The 17,128-nt window shown below is 70.6% G+C and carries 7 protein-coding genes; all 7 read left to right on the top strand.

Going from position 1 to position 17,128, the window contains the following annotated elements; genetic code table 11:
• Positions 1-34: 34 nt before the first annotated feature.
• A complete protein-coding gene (locus JK363_RS30305) occupies positions 35-9,343 on the top strand; it encodes a type I polyketide synthase (protein WP_201879866.1) in 9,309 nt (3,102 codons plus the stop codon).
• Complete coding sequence (locus JK363_RS30300) at positions 9,340-11,796, top strand: beta-ketoacyl synthase N-terminal-like domain-containing protein (protein ID WP_201879864.1); 2,457 nt, start codon at positions 9,340-9,342, stop codon at positions 11,794-11,796. Before JK363_RS30305 ends, JK363_RS30300 begins: the two co-directional genes overlap by 4 nt.
• Positions 11,793-12,662, top strand: a complete 870-nt coding sequence (locus tag JK363_RS30295; protein ID WP_201879862.1) for a thioesterase II family protein — start codon at positions 11,793-11,795, stop codon at positions 12,660-12,662. Before JK363_RS30300 ends, JK363_RS30295 begins: the two co-directional genes overlap by 4 nt.
• Complete coding sequence (locus tag JK363_RS30290) at positions 12,659-13,183, top strand: flavin reductase family protein (RefSeq protein ID WP_201879860.1); 525 nt, start codon at positions 12,659-12,661, stop codon at positions 13,181-13,183. The genes JK363_RS30295 and JK363_RS30290 overlap by 4 nt, the downstream gene beginning before the upstream one ends.
• Positions 13,184-13,431: 248 nt before the next feature.
• Positions 13,432-14,598: a pyruvate dehydrogenase (acetyl-transferring) E1 component subunit alpha gene (pdhA, locus tag JK363_RS30285; protein WP_201879858.1), complete on the top strand. Its 1,167-nt coding sequence runs from the start codon at positions 13,432-13,434 to the stop codon at positions 14,596-14,598.
• A 2-nt stretch (positions 14,599-14,600) separates the two neighbouring features.
• A complete protein-coding gene (locus tag JK363_RS30280; RefSeq protein ID WP_201879856.1) occupies positions 14,601-15,581 on the top strand; it encodes an alpha-ketoacid dehydrogenase subunit beta in 981 nt (326 codons plus the stop codon).
• An 11-nt stretch (positions 15,582-15,592) separates the two neighbouring features.
• Positions 15,593-16,921 carry a dihydrolipoamide acetyltransferase family protein gene (locus tag JK363_RS30275; protein ID WP_201879853.1) on the top strand — a complete coding sequence of 443 codons (1,329 nt, stop codon included), beginning with the start codon at positions 15,593-15,595 and terminating at the stop codon, positions 16,919-16,921.
• Positions 16,922-17,128 lie beyond the last annotated feature (207 nt).

Raw genomic sequence — 17,128 nt, 5'->3', positions numbered from 1 at the left:
GATCCCCGCCCCGTCACAACCGCAAGGAACCCCGATGCCTGAAAAAAGCGCCTCCGGAGGAGGCAAGCAGACGCCCCTTACCCGGGCCATGGACACCATCCGGAGCCTTCGTCAGCAACTCGGCGAACGGCATGGCAACCAGCCTGTCGCGATCATCGGGGCGGGACTCCGGCTGCCTGGCGGCATCGAGGATCTCGACGGATACTGGGCCGCGCTTGCCGAGGGCCGCGACGCCGTACGGCCCATGCCCGAGCATCGTAAGGGGCCCTTCGCCGACGCCTGGGACGGACTGCCGCAGCGCGGTGGCTTCCTTGATGAAGTCCTTGACTTCGACGCCGAGTTCTTCGGGATCAGCCCCCGCGAGGCCCGCCACCTCGACCCGCAGCACCGACTCCTGCTCGAAGTGGCCTGGGAGGCCATGGAGCACGCCGGTGTGCAGGCCGACGTCCTGGCCGAGGCCCGCGCCGGGCTCTACCTCGGCGTCATGTGGCAGGACTACCGGGAATGGTGCGAAGGCGAACCCGACGCCTACTGGGCCACCGGCAACGGCCACAACTTCGCCGCCGGCCGCGTCGCCTACGCCCTGGGCCTGACTGGCCCGGCCATGACCGTCGACACGGCCTGCTCCTCCTCGCTGGTCGCCGTGCACTTGGCGGTGCAGGCTCTGCGCAAGGGGGAATGCAGGATCGCCCTCGCCGCGGGCGCCAACCTGATCATGTCTCCACAGACCATGCGTCTGGTACAGGAGACCCGTTCGCTGTCCCCGGACGGTCTGTGCAAGACCTTCGACTCCCGCGCGAACGGCTTCACGCGCGGCGAGGGTGTCGGCGTGGTGCTGCTCAAGCGCCTCGACCACGCGCTGGCCGACGGGGACCGCGTGCTCGGCGTGATCCGGGGCACTTCCGTCAACCAAGACGGGCGCTCAAGCGGCTTTACTGCCCCCAACGTCCTGGCCCAGGTGTCACTCATCGAGTCGGCGCTCGCCGATGCCGGCCTGGACCCCTCGGCCGTTGGCTACGCCGAGACGCACGGCACGGGCACCGCTCTGGGCGACCCGATCGAGATGGACGCGTTGGCCACCGCCCTGGGGCGTCGCAACGGCGGAGCGCCCTTGCCGGTCGGCGCGGTAAAGACCAACTTCGGTCACCTGGAAGGGACCGCCGGGGTCGCGGGCCTGATCAAAGCGATGCTGTGCGTGGCACGCCGCCAGATCCCACCAGTCGTCCACTTCCGCCACCTCAATCCGCGCATCGATCTGTCCGGCACTGGCATGGCAGTCCCCGCCGAGCTCGAGGACTGGTCCCCGCGCTCAGGCGACTGCGCCTCGGTCAGCTCCTTCGGGATGAGCGGCACCAACGCGCACGCCGTCGTCGGGCCGCTGCTGCCCGACGAGTTGCCGCAACCGCCGTCGGGGGCGGACGCCGCAGACGGCGCGGCGGACTCGCCACAGCAGGTCACAGGCTTCGAGGTCTCCGCGAAGACCGTCGAGGCCTTGCGAGCTCGCGCAACGAAGTACGCCGAGGTCCTGGACGGCCTCGCTCCTGCCGACTACCCAGCGTTCGCGTACACCGTGACCGCCGGCCGCACCCGGCTCGACGTACGGGCCGTCGTCACGGCCGATGGCCCGCGCGCCGCGGCGACCGCCCTGCGCGCCGTCGCCGCGGGGGTGGCCTCCCCCGACGTGATGGTCGCCGAGGTCCAGGACCAGTCGGACCGGGACGCCCCGCACCCCGCCGCCGGGCTGCCTCGCCGCCTTCTCGACTTGCCCGGATACCCGTGGCAGCGGCAGCGGTTTGCCCCGCACTCCACGACCGGCACTGGGACTGGTCTCACGATCGGTGCCGAGAACGGGACCCTGGCCGACACCACCCCAGCGTACGAGGTTGCGTGGCAGGGCCTGGAACTCCCGGCCTCGGCCGGACCCGGTCGAACTGTGCTCCTGGCCGGCGACGACGATTCCCTGCTCGCCGCCCTAGCCGGACGCGCCGCTGGACTGGGACTGACCGGGACTGTGCTTGCCCCGTCTGCACCCGCCCTGCCCGCTGGGTGGACGCATGCCGAACTTCCCCAGGACGCGGCCGGGTGGGCCGCCGTCAGGGAGGCTCACGCACCGACTGGACAGGACCCCATCCCGCTGCTGCTGGCCTTGCGCGCCTCCACCCTGCCTGAGGGCCCGCCTGCGGACTCCGAGCCGGCCAGGCCGGGCGCCGCCCTCTGCGCGGCCGTCACCGACGCCGTCGCTGCGCTCGACCGGGACAGGGCCGGGCACCGGGTGTTCGTCCTCACCCGGACCGCCTGCCGGACCGGCCCCCACGACCGCGTGGCCGCGACCGACCACGGGCTGCTGCACGGCTTGGCCCCCATCCTCGGCCTGGAACTGGGCGGAGCCTGGGGTGGCGTGGCCGATCTGCCGGCCGAACCAGATGCTGCAGACCTCGATGCCCTGCTGCATTTCGTCGTACGGGAGGCCGATGCCACCGCCGATGCCCAGCCTGCTGAGGATCGGGTCGCAATCCGTGGCGGAGCCGCCTTGGTCGCCCGACTGACTGTGGCCCAGGACCCCGCAGTACCGCTAGCGCCCGTAGCCGATGCCACCTACGTGGTAACGGGGGCGCTCGGCGGCGTCGGCCGCGAGCTGACCGCCGAACTCGTCGCCCGCGGCGCCCGCAACCTGCTTCTGATCGGCCGCCGGGAAGAGGCCGAACTCCCTGCCGAGGCACAGGAACTGCTCGCCAGGTTCGAAGCCGCCGGCGTGCGCTCCGTGTACCGGGCCGGCGGCTGCGACACCCCCGAAGCCGTCGCGTCGGCGCTTACTGGGCTGGACGGAATGCCCCCCGTACGCGGCGTGCTGCACGCCGCCGGCGCCCTGGAGCGCACACCGGCCGCGGAGACCGACACCGCCGCCTTCGAGTCCTCGCTGCGCGGCAAATTTGTCGGAGCCTGGCTGCTGCACCGAGCCTCGCTGGACTGGCCGCTGGACTTCTTCGTCACTGTTTCGTCGGTCTCCGCAATCTGGGGCAGCGAGCGCTGCGCTGCCTACTCGGCGGCCAACGGTGGCCTGGATGCCCTGGTAGCGCACCGGGCCGGGCTGGGGTTGCCCGCGGCCTCCCTCGCGTACGGCCCTTGGGACCTTGGCCAGTCGGGTATGGCCGACGCTGCGTCCCGGGAGACCTTCGCCCGAGTGGGGGTGGGTGCCCTGGACGCGAGGGCAGGCCGGGCCGCTCTGGCCGTGCCTGCCGGGGCCGCCGGGCATCTGGTCGTCTGCCCGCTGGACCTCGCCCGGTTCCGGTCGGTCATGTCGCGGATCCGCCCGCGCGGCCTGTTCGCGGCTATGAAGGCCGAGGAGCTTGCTGACGCAGCGAGGGGCACGCTCCAGGCTGTGCGGGCTGTGCTCGAACCCTCCGTCGCAGCTGAGCTGGCCGCCTTGCCGGAGCGGCGACGGACTGCCGCGGCCCGTGCCCACACCGCTCGGATCGTCGCCGCGCAGCTCGGTTTTGACTCAGCCAGGGCAGTCCGGGACGATGCGGGGTTCTTCGACCTCGGCCTGGACTCCATCATGGCCGTGGACCTGGTGGACAGGCTTGCGCAGGCGTTCGAAGTGTCGCTGCGCGCGGCCGACGTCTTCGACCACCCGACCATCGCCCGGATCACGGACTACATCCTGACCGCGGCTCCGGAGGACCCGAAGGCCCCGACCATCGTGCCCGCGACCGTCCCGATGCCCGGCCCTGCGGCTGCCTCCGCACCAGCCGTACCGGCGTCCGCCACTGCCGCCTGGGACCAGCAGCAGCGGGGCACGGAGGAGGAGCAGCCCGGAGCCGAACCAATCGCCATCGTCGGTATGGCAGGCCGGTTCCCGCAGACCGACTCCGTCGAGGAACTGTGGGACCTGCTGCACGAGGGCCGCGACGCCGTCGGCAGCCTCCCCGAAGGCCGCTACGACCGTGTGGCTTTCCACGGCGACGGCACCGCGCCCGGCCGCATCACCACCGACCAGGGCGGCTTCCTGAAGGACATCGCTCGCTTCGACGCCTCCTTCTTCGGCATCCCCGCCCGAGAGGCAGAGAACCTCGACCCGCAGCAGCGGCTCCTGCTGGAGTCCTCCTGGCACGCCTTGGAGGATGCCGGCATCGCCCCTCACTCCCTTCGCGGCAGCCGCACCGGGGTGTTCATCGGCATCAGCTATGCCGACTATGCCCGTGTGCTGGCCGCACCAGGCGCTGACGGGCTCGACGCCTACTACAGCACCGGCACCTCGCTCAACGCCGCCGCGGGCCGACTGTCCTACACCCTCGGGCTCCGCGGCCCCGCGCTGGCCGTGGACACTGCCTGTTCCTCCTCCCTGGTGGCTCTGCACCTGGGCGTCCGGTCACTGCGCAGCAGGGAGTCCGACGCGGTTCTCGCGGGCGGCGTCAACGTCATCCTCGACCCGATGGCCTCCGTCTCCGCCAGCAGGGCTCACATGTTGTCACCCGATGGACGCTGCCGTACCTTCTCCGCCGACGCCAACGGGTTCGTCCGGGCCGAGGGCTGCGGCGTCCTGATCCTCAAGCGGCTCTCCGACGCCGAGCGCGACGGGGACCGGGTGCTCGCGGTGATCCGCGGCACCGCTGTCAATCAGGACGGCGCCTCGTCCGGGCTCACGGCCCCGAGCGGCACCGCCCAGCAGAGCCTGCTCGCCGAGGCTCTCGGTGACGCCTCCCTCGATGGATCGCAGATCTCCTATCTGGAGGCACACGGAACAGGGACCGCCCTCGGCGATCCCATCGAGTTGGGCGCCGCCTGGCGAGTTCTGGGGCCCGGTCGCAAGCCCGGGGAGCCGCTGCACGTCGGCTCCATCAAGAGCAACATCGGTCACTGCGAGTCGGCCGCCGGCATGGCCGCCGTCATCAAGACCGTCCTCGCGCTGAGACACGATCTCATCCCGGCCAACCTCCACTTCGCGGAACCCAACCCGCACGTGGACTGGGCCGAAATGAACGTCAGGGTGGTGGACACCCCCACGCCCTGGCGTTCCGGCGGGAATCCGCGGGCGGCTGGAGTCTCCGGTTTCGGACTCACCGGCACCAACGCCCACGTGATCATCGCCGAGCCACCGGCCGGACCTCCCAACGCCACAAGCGACGGCGATTCGGCCGGACCCCCCCACCTCATCCCCCTCTCCGCGCCCGACGAGGCGGGCCTGGAACGGCTCACAGCCGCCTGGGAACAGCGCCTGGCTGCGGCCTCGGACACAGAACTGCCTGGCCTGGCAGCCGCGGCAACCGTCGGCCGCGCTCATTTTCCGCACCGATGGGCCTTGCTCGGTAGGACCCGCGAGCAACTGGCCGCCCAGCTCGCCACCCCGCTACCGGCCCGCCCGGCCGGTCAGCCGAAAGTCGCGTTCCTGTTCTCCGGACAGGGCAGCCAGCGGTTCGGCATGGGACGCGAACTCTACGAGACTGAACCGGTGTTCCGAGAGATCTTCGACGAATGCGACCGCGGGCTCGCCCCGCTGCTCGGCAACTCGCTCGTGGAACTCACCCTGTACGGCGACGACCCGAACGCCGTGAACGAGACACGGGTGACCCAGCCGGCGCTGTTCGCCCTGGAACTGGCTCTCGCCGGACTCTGGGAGTCCTGGGGCGTCACCCCCGCCGTGGTCATGGGCCACAGCGTCGGCGAGGTCGCCGCAGCCGTCCACGCCGAGGTTACTGATCTTCCGTCCGGACTCCAACTGATCGCCCGACGAGCCGCGCTGATGCAGGGGACCCAGCGCGGCGCCATGCTCGCCGTACAGGCACCCGAGGCCGAAGTGCTACGGCGCATCACGGGCACCTTGCTTGACGTCGCGGCTGTCAACACAGCCGAGTCGACCGTCGTGGCCGGACTGCCCGAGGAAATTGACCGGTTCGCCAGTGAACTGGCTGCGGACGGGGTGCGCACCGCCCGCCTCACCGTCTCGCATGCCTTCCACTCCCGGCTCCTCGACCCGATACGGTCGGAGCTCCGCGAGGCCGCCGCCGCCCTGGAGTTCGGCGACCCGCAGGTCCCGCTGATTTCCAATCTGACCGGGGAGCCCGCCGGACCCGGTACCTTCGACGCCGACTACTGGGTCCAGCATGCCCGCAATCCCGTCCGGTTCCATGACGGAGCCCGGCAGCTGGGCGCGCTGGACGTGGACGTCTGCCTGGAGATCGGGCCGGACCGGACCCTGGTCAACCTCGTCCGGTCAGGCGGACTTGCCCCTGGCGGTGAAACCGCCCGGCTGGTGCCCTCATTGCTTCGCGGCAGCGGAGACCGGGCCGCCATGGCGGCCGCGGCGAAGGCTCTCTACCAGCTAGGCGGGGACATCGACTGGGCGGCGATGCAGGCACCGCGCCGCGTCCAGCGTGGCAACGCCCCGCTTTACCCGTTCGCCGACAGCGCCCACTGGCGGTGCGCGGAGCCGGGGACGGCCGCCCCGCAGGCCGAAGTACAGGCTGCGGACGTTTCCGCCTCCGGATCCGCCGCTGCGCCGGCCGGTCCGCCATGGGGCACCGAGCTCCGTTCGCCCGCCCTGACCGGCCGGGTGTTCGTCACCGAACGCAGCACCGTCTACCCGCCGCACCTCGACGACCACCGTCTGTTCGGCACCGTGCAGGTAGCAGGCGCCTCGCAGACCGCGACGGTGCTCTCCGCACTTGGCAGCGATGGCGACCACGTCGTCTTGGAGGACTTGCACTTCCCGCGGGCCCTCGTCCTGCACGATGGGGAACGCTACGAGCTCCAGGTCATCGAGCGCGCACCCGACCGGGACACGGGCACCCACACCGTCAGCGTACAGAGTCTGCTCGATCCCGAACACGGCCACTGGCAGGAACATCTGACGGCCCGCCTCCTGAACGATGACCCGGGCGGTCCGAGGGCCGCGCCCGATCCCGAGATGTTCATCGCCGGAGCCGACCGACACCTCAGCGGGGAGGCCTTCTACCGCCATTTGCGGGGCATCGGTTATCTCCTGGGGCCCTCGTTCAGCTGGGTCGGCGACGCATGGATCCGCGGTGACGAGGCGCTGATCCGGTTCGACTGGCCCGATGAAATGAACGAGCCCGCCGAGGATTACCAAATCCACCCCGGGCTGCTCGACTCCTGCCTGCAGAGTTCCGTCAGCTTCGCCGTACATGAGGGCGACCCCGAACCGGCCGGCCAGGAGCAGGCGCTGGTCATCCCGTTCGCCGCCGCCCGGGTCTCGTTCCCCGGCCGACCGGTGCCCGGCCGACCGCTCTGGGGCCACGTCCGGGCCGTCCTGCGGGACGCCCCCGAATCGGGCTTCCACCAGGTGGAGACCGCAGACCTGCACATCTTCGACGGCACCGGCGCCACCGTACTGGCCATGGACGGCTTCCGGTTCCGGCTCGCCTCCCGCTCGCTGCTCCAGGCCTCGCTCCGACAAGGCACCCAGCACACCTATGGCCTCGCCTGGACCGAACTCCCCCAGAAGTCCGCCACCCTGGAGCCGTCCGTTCGGCACCTGGTCGTTCTCGGCTCGGGCACTGAGGTCGGCCGGGCGCTGGCGAAGGCCGCCCAGGAAGCCGGGCACCGGGTGACCGCACCTGGCCTGGACAGCCCGGACCGCCGGACCGCCGGACCGGCCGCGGCGGACCTCGCCGCGGCCGGCCTGGCCGATGCCGACCTGATCGTCGACGCCCGCTTCCTCGCCGAGCCAGGCGCCGACACCGACCCTGGAGAGGCCGCCGAGGCCGTGCTCGACGTCGTCGCCACCCTCCGAACTGTTCCGGCTGCCGTGCCCTACGCCGTCCTGGCCTCCAGCACCGCCGCGCAGGCCCCCGTGCGCGAGAGCCTATGGGGACTGCTGGCCTCCGTTGAAGCTGAGGAGACGGACCGACGGCTGATCCGGATCACCCTCACCGATGGCTGGGACGCCGACGCGCTGCTCGGCGCCCTCGGCCGCGGCCTCGACGCCGGACTCCCCGAGACCCGGCTGGCGGTCGGTTCCGATGGCATCCAGGCCGCCCGCCTGGTACCCGCTGCCGTGCCGGGCGCGGACGCCGACCGCCCCACAGGCGCCGTCTTGATCACTGGCGGACTGGGCGCGCTCGGACTGAGTAGCGCGGCCATCCTCGCGCGGCACGGCTGCCCTGCGGTCACCCTGATGGCTCGCTCGGAGCCCGACGACGAGGCCCGGCGCCAGATCGCCGAGATCACCGCCACCGGCACCCGTGTCCACCTCGTGCGCGGCGACGTCACCAGGCCCGCCGACTGTGCCCGGGCCATCGCCAGAGCCGGTGATGGGCACCCCCTGCGCCTCGTCCTGCACTTGGCCGGAGTCACGGACGACCGCGCCTTCGCCCGCGTAGACCGGGAAAGCATCGAGCGGGTATTCGCCGCCAAGGCGCACGGCGCCGCGACCCTCGCCGAGGCACTGAGCGACCACGAGCTCGACGCGTTCGTTCTCTTCTCCTCGGCGTCCGCAGTCCTCGGCTCCGCCGGGCAGACCCCATACGCCGCGGCCAACGGCTACCTCAACGGCCTGGCCGAGATACTCCGCGCAACGGGCGTGCCCGCCACCGCCGTGGCCTGGGGGCCATGGATACCAGAAGGGAAAGGCGGGCTGGCCGCAGCTGAGGCGGTCCGTCGGTCCACCACCCGAATCGGCGTCGGCCCCCTCACCGATGAGGCGGCTGAACCCGTGCTGACGGCCGTATTGGATGCCCCGGTCGACGGGCCCGCACGGATCACCGCCGTGGACATCGCACCAACCCGCTGGACCGCGGAATTGGGCGGGCATCCGAGGGCCCAGCTGCTCGCCTCCCTCGCCTCCGGCCCCGAGCGGGACGCCGTGACAGCCGGCGACCGGCCACGGGGCTGGTTCAGCGCGGGACTAGGGGACCTGGACCCGGACGCCCGCACAGAGGCCCTGCAGGAGTTCATCCGCGAGACGGCCGGAGAGACCCTCGGCGAGCCCGCCTCCGACAACGACGAAACCAGCTTCGCCGACATGGGCCTGGACTCGATCATGGTGATCGACCTGCGGACCCGCCTCTCTCACGCTCTAGGCGTGGACCTGCTGGCCACGGTTGCCCTCGACCACCCCACAGTCCCGCGCATGGCGGACCACATCCTCGCGGCCCTCAAGCTGCCGCATTCGGAAACCGGCGCCCCGGCGACCACGGCCGCGGGCGGCCCGGGGAGGGCCAGCGCCCTGTCTGCCCCGTTCGCCGCGGGTACCCCCGACGCTGGAACCGGCCCGCGTCACGAGAAGGACGCCGGTCCCCCGGACCTCTCGCAGCTGTCCTTCGAAGAGCTCGTCCAGGCCGTCCGAAGCGACGTTTCCGCCCAGCAAGGAGAGACGCAGGCATGAGTGACCCCATGGACACCGACGGAATCCGCGCGCTGATGGAGGACCAGCTGAGGCTCTCCCGCCAGTTGCGGACCAGAATCGCCGAGCTGTCGGACGAACGACACGCCCCAGTGGCCGTCGTCGGCATGGGCCTGCGACTCCCGCCGACCATCAACTCACCCGAGGCCTACTGGTCGTTCCTGTGCGGGGAGGGCACCGCGCTGGCTCCGGTGCCGGAGGACCGGCCCAGCCTGCGGGCCGTGTACGACCCTGCCCCCGGCCGGGTCGGGCGCTCTTATGTCGACCGGGCCGCCTTCCTTGACTGCATAGCCGACTTCGACGCGGAGTTCTTCGGAATCTCCCGACGCGAGGCCCGGCTCCTGGACCCGCAACAGCGGATGCTGCTGGAAACCGCCTGGGAGGCACTGGAGCGGGCAGGCATCGCCGTCCGCCGCTCCGACCGTCTCAACGTAGGTATCTACCTCGGGATGATGACCTCCGAGTACAGCGAGCGGAACGAGGACCGCTCGGACCTGTCCAGCATCGACCCGTACTACATCACCGGCGGCGGACTCAGTTTCGGTGCCGGACGGATCAGCCATTCGATGGGCTTCTCCGGCCCCGTGATGGGGGTGGAGACCGCCTGCTCCTCCTCAATGACCACCCTGCACCTCGCGGTCCAGGGTCTACGCAATCGGGAGTGCCGGTACGCCCTGGTCGGGGGCGCCAACCTGCTGCTCTCCGCCAGCCTCATGGTCTCCCTGTGTCAGACCCGGGCCCTGTCCCCGGACGGCCGCTCCAAGTCCTTCCTGGCCACCGCCGACGGCTACGGACGCGGCGAGGGCATAGGCATGGTGGCGCTTATGCGCCTGGACGACGCAGAAGCCGAAGGCCGGCCGGTGCTTGCGGTTATCCGGGGAACCGCCGTCAACCACGATGGCGCGGCCTCCGGCCTGACAGCGCCTAACGGCCCAGCCCAGCAGGAGGTGATCAGAGCGGCGCTGGCCGACGCCCGGATCGACCCGGCCGAGGTGGGTTTTGTCGAGGCCCATGGCACCGGCACCGTCCTCGGCGATCCGATCGAGATCGGAGCGCTGGACGGGGTGCTCGGCGAGGCAGTCCGACGACGCGACACCCCGCTGTCAATCGGCAGCGTCAAGTCCCGGCTGGGACATCTGGAAGGGGCGTCCGGCATCGCGTCCGTCATGAAGACCGTGCTCATGCTCCAGCACGGGGTGATTCCCGCCGCCGCCGACCCCGAGGACGGCGAATTGAACCCCCACATCCCGTGGGAGCGGCTGCGCTTCGAGGTACCCCGAACCGTCCAGCCGTGGCCGGCCGGGCTGTCCCGCCGGGTCGCAGGGATCAACTCCTTCGGCATGAGCGGAACGAACGTCCACGCCGTCCTAGAGGCCTACGAAGGCGCCCCGGCCGCCGGGCCGCGCGGTTCCGAACTACTCACCCTGTCGGCCAAGGACCCGGAGGCCCTGGACCGGATCGCCGACGAGGTCGGGTCCCTGCTCCGTCGGACCGGGGACGAACGGCTTGCCGACCTCTGCCACACCCTGCGCGCCGGGCGGGCGGCTTTCCCTCAACGACTGGCCGTCACGGGCACCACCGCCCGGGACCTCGCCGACGCCCTCGCCGACTGGCGGGCCACGGCACCCAGAAGCGCCCCAGATGCGGTGGGTGCCGCTGTGCAGCCGCCTCGCCCCGTGCTGACCATCTCCGGCCCGGATGGTGCGCTCTCCCAGGTCGTCGCCGAACTGAGCGCTGCCCACCCGGACCTGGCCGTCCCGGAAAGCGTGTCCCCGGACCCCACCAGCCGCCTCCGCACGATGCTCGATCGGCTGGGCGTACGCACACGGCCCGGACGGGCTGACAACAGCCCGGGCGACCGTACCCCGGTGGCCGGCACCGCGGCGGCCCGGGCCGAGCTCACCTGGGGGGCTGCAGGAAAGCACCACACCCTGCCGCTCGCGGGCAACCGTCCCGAAGACGCGCCCGCCCTCTTACACGCTGCACTGGCCGTCCTCTTCATCCACGGAGCCGACCTGCACATGGCCGCCCTCCGGGCCCCGGGCGCCCGCTTCACCGCAGAGCTGCCCACATACCCCTTCCGCCGCCAGCGGTACTGGATCGACGAGCCCGCCGCCGATGCACCCCGCCCGGCCGTCGGCAGTCCCGCCGCACCGGCCGCCCCCGGGCTTCCGGGCCTGGAAGCGCTGACCGGCTACCTGATGGAGCAGTTGCGGGACGTTCTGCAAGCCGAGGAACTGGACCCCGCCCTCTCCTTCCTCGACGTGGGCGGCGATTCGTTCATTTCGACGCTGTTCATCGCCAAGGTGCAAGAACGCTACGAGGTCGGCCTGACCGCTGATCAGCTCTCCCTCGACATGCCGCTGCGTGACCTGATAGGCAAGCTCGCCGAGAGCATTCTGGCGACGGCGGCCGGAGCGGCGGTGACCGCATGAGCCGCGCCGGGACGGGAATCAGCGCCCCCACCAACCCCGCCGGGATGGGAACCCCCACGGCCACCGACGCCTTCATCCGACCACGGACGGCCACTGCACACGAACTCCGCCTCGTGGTCATCCCGCACGCGGGCGGCTCTGGCAGCGTGTACCACCCCATGCACCGGGTCCTCCCACCCGGCTGGGACCTGCTCCTGCTCGACCTGCCCGGCCGCGGCAAGCGGTACGCGCACCCCCCGCTCACCAACATGGCCTCGCTCGTCGCCCGGGTCACCGAGGACATCACGGTCCTCGACGACGGGACCCCACTGGCCCTGTTCGGGCACAGCCTGGGCGCCGTCATCGCCTCCGAGACCGCCCGCTCCCTGCAGGCCCGCGGCCGTGCGCCCGTGTGGGTCGGGGTCTCCGGCCGACAGGCGGCCGGCATCCAGCCGGCCGTACGGCTCCTCGACCCCAGCCTGTCCGACACGGAACTCGCCCGGCAGCTCACCAGGCTCGGCGGCATGCCCGACCGTATCGATGAACTTCCTGAGTTCCGCGATCGGTTCCTCCGACTGATCAGGTCCGATCTGCGCGCCCTCGACTCCTACCGGCCGGACCCCGAGCGGGAGCCGCTGTCGGCGGACCTGACCGTGTTCGCCTCCACTGACGATGCGCTCGCTCCGGTGCCCGGGGTGCCGGCATGGTCACAGGAGACCAGTGGCGAGTTCCGCCGACGGCTGTTTCAGGGCGGCCACTTCCACTTCCTCGGGAAGACGTTCCCCGCCTTCACCGAGGTGCTGGCCGCTGAGATCACGCAGACCCTGGCCCGGCTGGCCCCCGCTGGAGCTGTGGCCGCGGCGTCCCGACAGGAGACCACCCCATGAGCCACGAGAACCCGGCCGACTTCAGGGCCCTGATGGCCAGCTTCCCCACCGGTGTCACCATCGTCACCACGGCTGGCATCGACGGTGTGCCCCGCGGCATGACGCTCACCTCCCTGTGCAGCGTCTCGCTGGAACCGCCCGTCTTGCTGGTGTGCATGCGCCACGGCAGCCCCACCCTCGAAGCCGTTGAGGCTGGCGGCCAGTTCGCGGTCAATCTGCTGCACCGCAGGGCCCGGGCCACCGCCGAACTCTTCGCCTCCGGGGCGCAGGACCGCTTCGACCGCGTGCCCTGGCGGATGACCGGCCAGGCCGCCGGCCCTCACCTCCTCGACGCAGCGCACACCATCGCCGACTGCCGGGTCACCGCCCACCACGTCGTCGGCGACCACGTTGTGATCATGGGGCAGGTGACTGCGGTCAGCCGTCTCGTCGAGGAACACCAGCCCTTGTTGTACGGGCTGCGCCGGTTCGAGACCTGGCCAGACACCGAGGACCGGCTGTCCTACGACTTCATTTCCTGAAACGGCGCCGAGCCCAGTGATCACATAACCACAAAGACGGGCGGCGGCTTCCTCTCGTCCTGCGCACGGATCCCATTGACTCGCAATCACTCTGGACCAACGTTCATGCATCGCCCTCGGGATCCCCGCTTCTGACCGTACGACCCCCGGACCGCGCCCCTCGACATGACCGTACGCCCCGCACATCCATGCCCACCCGCAGCTGACCCGGCCGGTGGAACCACCTGGCCGCTCGAGATGGAAGCGATATGACCGCTAACGGTAACCAGCGCCCGCCAGGGACCGACGAGCCCGCCGTGCCTGACTTCGCGGACGCGCTGAACGCCTTCATGTCACACCGCGAAGACCCGGGCATGCTCCAGCTACTGACCCCCGAGGGCGCCCTCGTGGCGCCCCCCGACCGCACCCCCGGCTATGATCCGGAATTACTGCGGGCCCTTTACCGGGACATGGTGATGGCCCGTGGCTTCGACACCGAAGCCACGGCCCTCCAGCGACAGGGCGAACTGGGCCTGTGGCCGCCGCTGGCCGGACAGGAGGCAGCGCAGGTCGGGTCCGCCCACGCGCTACGCGCAGACGACTACGTCTTCCCCAGCTACCGGGAGCACGCAGTCGCCTGGTGCCGGGGCGTCAACCCTCTCGACATCATCAAGCTGTACAGGGGCGTCACCAACGGCGGCTGGGACCCGAGGGAGACCAACTTCCACCTCTACACCCTTGTGGTGGGGTCGCACGCGCTGCACGCCACCGGCTACGCGATGGGGCTTGCCAAGAAGGGCAGCGACGCCGCCGCGATCGCCTACTTTGGAGACGGTGCCACCAGCGAGGGTGACGTGGCCGAGGCCTTCACATTTGCCGCCGTCCACAGCGCGCCAGTGGTGTTCTTCTGTCAAAACAACCAGTGGGCCATCTCCGAGCCTGTCGAACGTCAGCTGCGCGGTCCCCTGTACCGCCGCGCCGACGGCTTCGGCTTCCCGGGCGTGCAGGTCGACGGCAACGACGCCCTCGCCGTACACGCCGTGACTCGTGCCGCGCTGGAGCACGTACGCGCGGGCAACGGTCCGTTCTTCATCGAGGCATCCACCTACCGAATGGGCGCTCACACCACCTCTGACGATCCCACCCGCTACCGCCGCCCCGCCGAGGTGGAGCACTGGCGGGCCAGAGACCCGATCGTCCGGCTGCGCACCCACCTGTCCCACGCCGACGACACCGCACCGGTGTTTTTCGAAGAGGTCGAGGAAGAGGCTCGCAAGCTAGCCCACCGCATCCGCCATGACACGCGGATCCTGCCCCACCCACACCGGCTGGCCGTGTTTGACCACGTGTACGCCGAAGGCCACGCGGTGGTCGACGAGGAGCGGGAGCAGTTCGAGGAGTACCACCGATCTTTCGCCGACGGGGAGACTGAGTAGGCATGCCTGCGGAGAGACTGACACTGGCCAGGGCACTTAACGAGGCCCTGCGCACCGCACTCGAGGAAGACTCCTCCGTCCTGGTCATGGGGGAGGACGTCGGCACACTCGGCGGCGTCTTTCGGGTGACTGACGGCCTGCAGAAGGACTTTGGCCAGGACCGCGTGATGGACTCGCCGCTCGCCGAGTCCGGCATCGTAGGAACCGCCATCGGACTAGCCCTAGTCGGGTACCGCCCGGTGGTGGAAATCCAGTTCGACGGGTTCGTCTTCCCAGCGTACGACCAGATCGTCACCCAGTTGGCCAAGCTGCACGCCCGCTCGCACGGGACCATCCGGATGCCCATGGTCATCCGGATCCCGTACGGCGGCGGTATCGGTGCCGTCGAGCACCACAGCGAATCACCGGAGGCACTCTTCGCACATGTCGCCGGGCTAAAGGTGGTCTCGCCGTCGAATCCAACGGACGCCTACTGGATGCTCTGGCAGGCGATCCGCAGCGACGACCCAGTGATCTTCTTCGAGCCGAAGCGCCGCTACTGGGACACGGCCGAGGTAGACCTGTCCGCCCGGCCGGATCCGCTCCACCAGGCCCGCGTGGTGCGCCCCGGCACCGACCTCACTCTCGCGGGATACGGGCCGACGGTGCAGCTGTGTCTGGAGGCGGCCGAGGCCGCTGTCGCCGAGGGGAAGTCGCTGGAAGTCTTGGACCTCCGGTCGGTCTCCCCAGTGGACTTCGATACCGTCCAGCGGTCGGTGGAGCGCACCCACAGGCTTGTGGTGGTACACGAAGCGCCGGTCTTTTTTGGGGCAGGCGCGGAGATCGCCGCCCGTGTGACGACCCGCTGCTTCTACACGCTGGAGGCGCCGGTGCTGCGTGTCGGGGGCTACCACGCCCCCTACCCGGCAGCCCGCCTGGAGAAGGAGTTCCTGCCCGACCTCGACCGGGTACTCGACGCGGTTGACCACTCGCTGGCCTACTGAGGACATCATCCATGACCGAAACTGCGACCCACCTGAGCGAGTTCCGGATGCCCGACGTGGGCGAGGGGCTTACCGAGGCGGAGATTCTCGCATGGTACGTCCAGCCCGGCGACCGAGTCACCGACGGCCAAGTGGTGTGCGAGATCGAGACGGCCAAGGCCGTGGTAGAACTGCCCATCCCGTTCGACGGGGTGGTACGTGAACTTCGCTTCGCGGAGGGCGAGACAGTAGAAGTCGGCGCGGTGATCATCGCCGTCGCCGACGCGGGTGACGCGGAACCGCACGGTGGCCCGGAGCCCAGGCCGGAGGACCGCGCGGGCGAAGCCCGGGCCGTGCCAGACCCGTCCGGGGAGCGAGAGCCGGTGCTTGTCGGGTACGGGGTCGCCCCCGGGGCCTCGCGGCGTCGGCCCCGCCGGGCGGGCAGCTCGCACCCTCCCCCCGATCCGAGCGCCAGGAAGGTCCGGGCGAAGCCGCCGGTCCGCAAACTGGCCAAGGACCTCGGGGTGGACCTGACCACCGTTAGCCCGACCGGCCCTGACGGCGTCATCACCCGCGAAGACATCCACGCGGCGGCGATTCGCGCAGGTTCGGCCCTCTCCACGCCAACCCGGCTCATCTCCGCGGCGGCAGACCCAGCGGAGCAGGAGACCCGGATCCCGGTGACAGGTGTCCGCCGGGCCACCGCCGCGGCCGTGACCTCCTCGGCATTCACGGCGCCGCACGTCACCGAGTTCATGACGGTAGACGTGACCCGCACCATGAAGCTGGTGCGGGAGCTTCGCTGCGAGCCGGGGTTCGACAGCCTTCACATCACCCCGCTGCTGATAGCAGCACGGGCCGTGCTCACCGCCGTGGCCCGCAACCCCGGGGTCAACGCGGCCTGGGACGAGGCCGCCCAGGAGATCGTGCTCAAGCATCATGTGAACCTGGGCATCGCAGCCGCCACGCCCCGCGGCCTCCTGGTCCCCAACATCAAGAACGCGCAAGCCCTGTCTCTCGCCGGACTGGCCGAGGCGCTGGACAGCCTGGTGGATGCGGCCAGAGCTGGCCGGACCACCCCGGCCGACATGACCGGCGGTACCCTCACGCTCACCAACATCGGGGTCTTCGGGGTCGATGCCGGGACGCCCATCCTGAACCCTGGCGAGGCCGCGATCCTGGCGATCGGCGCCATCCGACCCCGGCCCTGGATACACAGGGGAAAGGTGAAATCCCGTCAGGTCCTGACCCTTGCCCTCTCCTTCGACCACCGTCTGATCGACGGCGAGCTCGGCTCCAGGTTTCTCGCCGATGTGGCCGCGGTCCTGGAGCGGCCCCACCGCTTGATCGCCTGGTGCTGAGTCTGCCGAGCCGGTCTACAGGAGATGTACAGAGCCTCTACAGGCGGCTTCCGCAGACTGTAAGGCATTGCCCCCTTTGACAGGGCCGGTCACCAGCATCCCCCGTCTGGTGGCCGGCCCGCTCCTCCGCTGTCAGAACACATTTCAGAAAACATAAGGAGCCCCCCGGTGTTGGCCGATACTCCGGTAAAGACGGTGAAACGCGTC

Origin of the sequence: Streptomyces coffeae, from assembly GCF_016741875.1 — a bacterium.
GTDB classification, from domain to species: domain Bacteria; phylum Actinomycetota; class Actinomycetes; order Streptomycetales; family Streptomycetaceae; genus Streptomyces; species Streptomyces coffeae.
The sequence above is the reverse complement of the archived record's forward strand: the minus strand, read 5'-3'. Positions and strand labels throughout refer to the sequence as shown.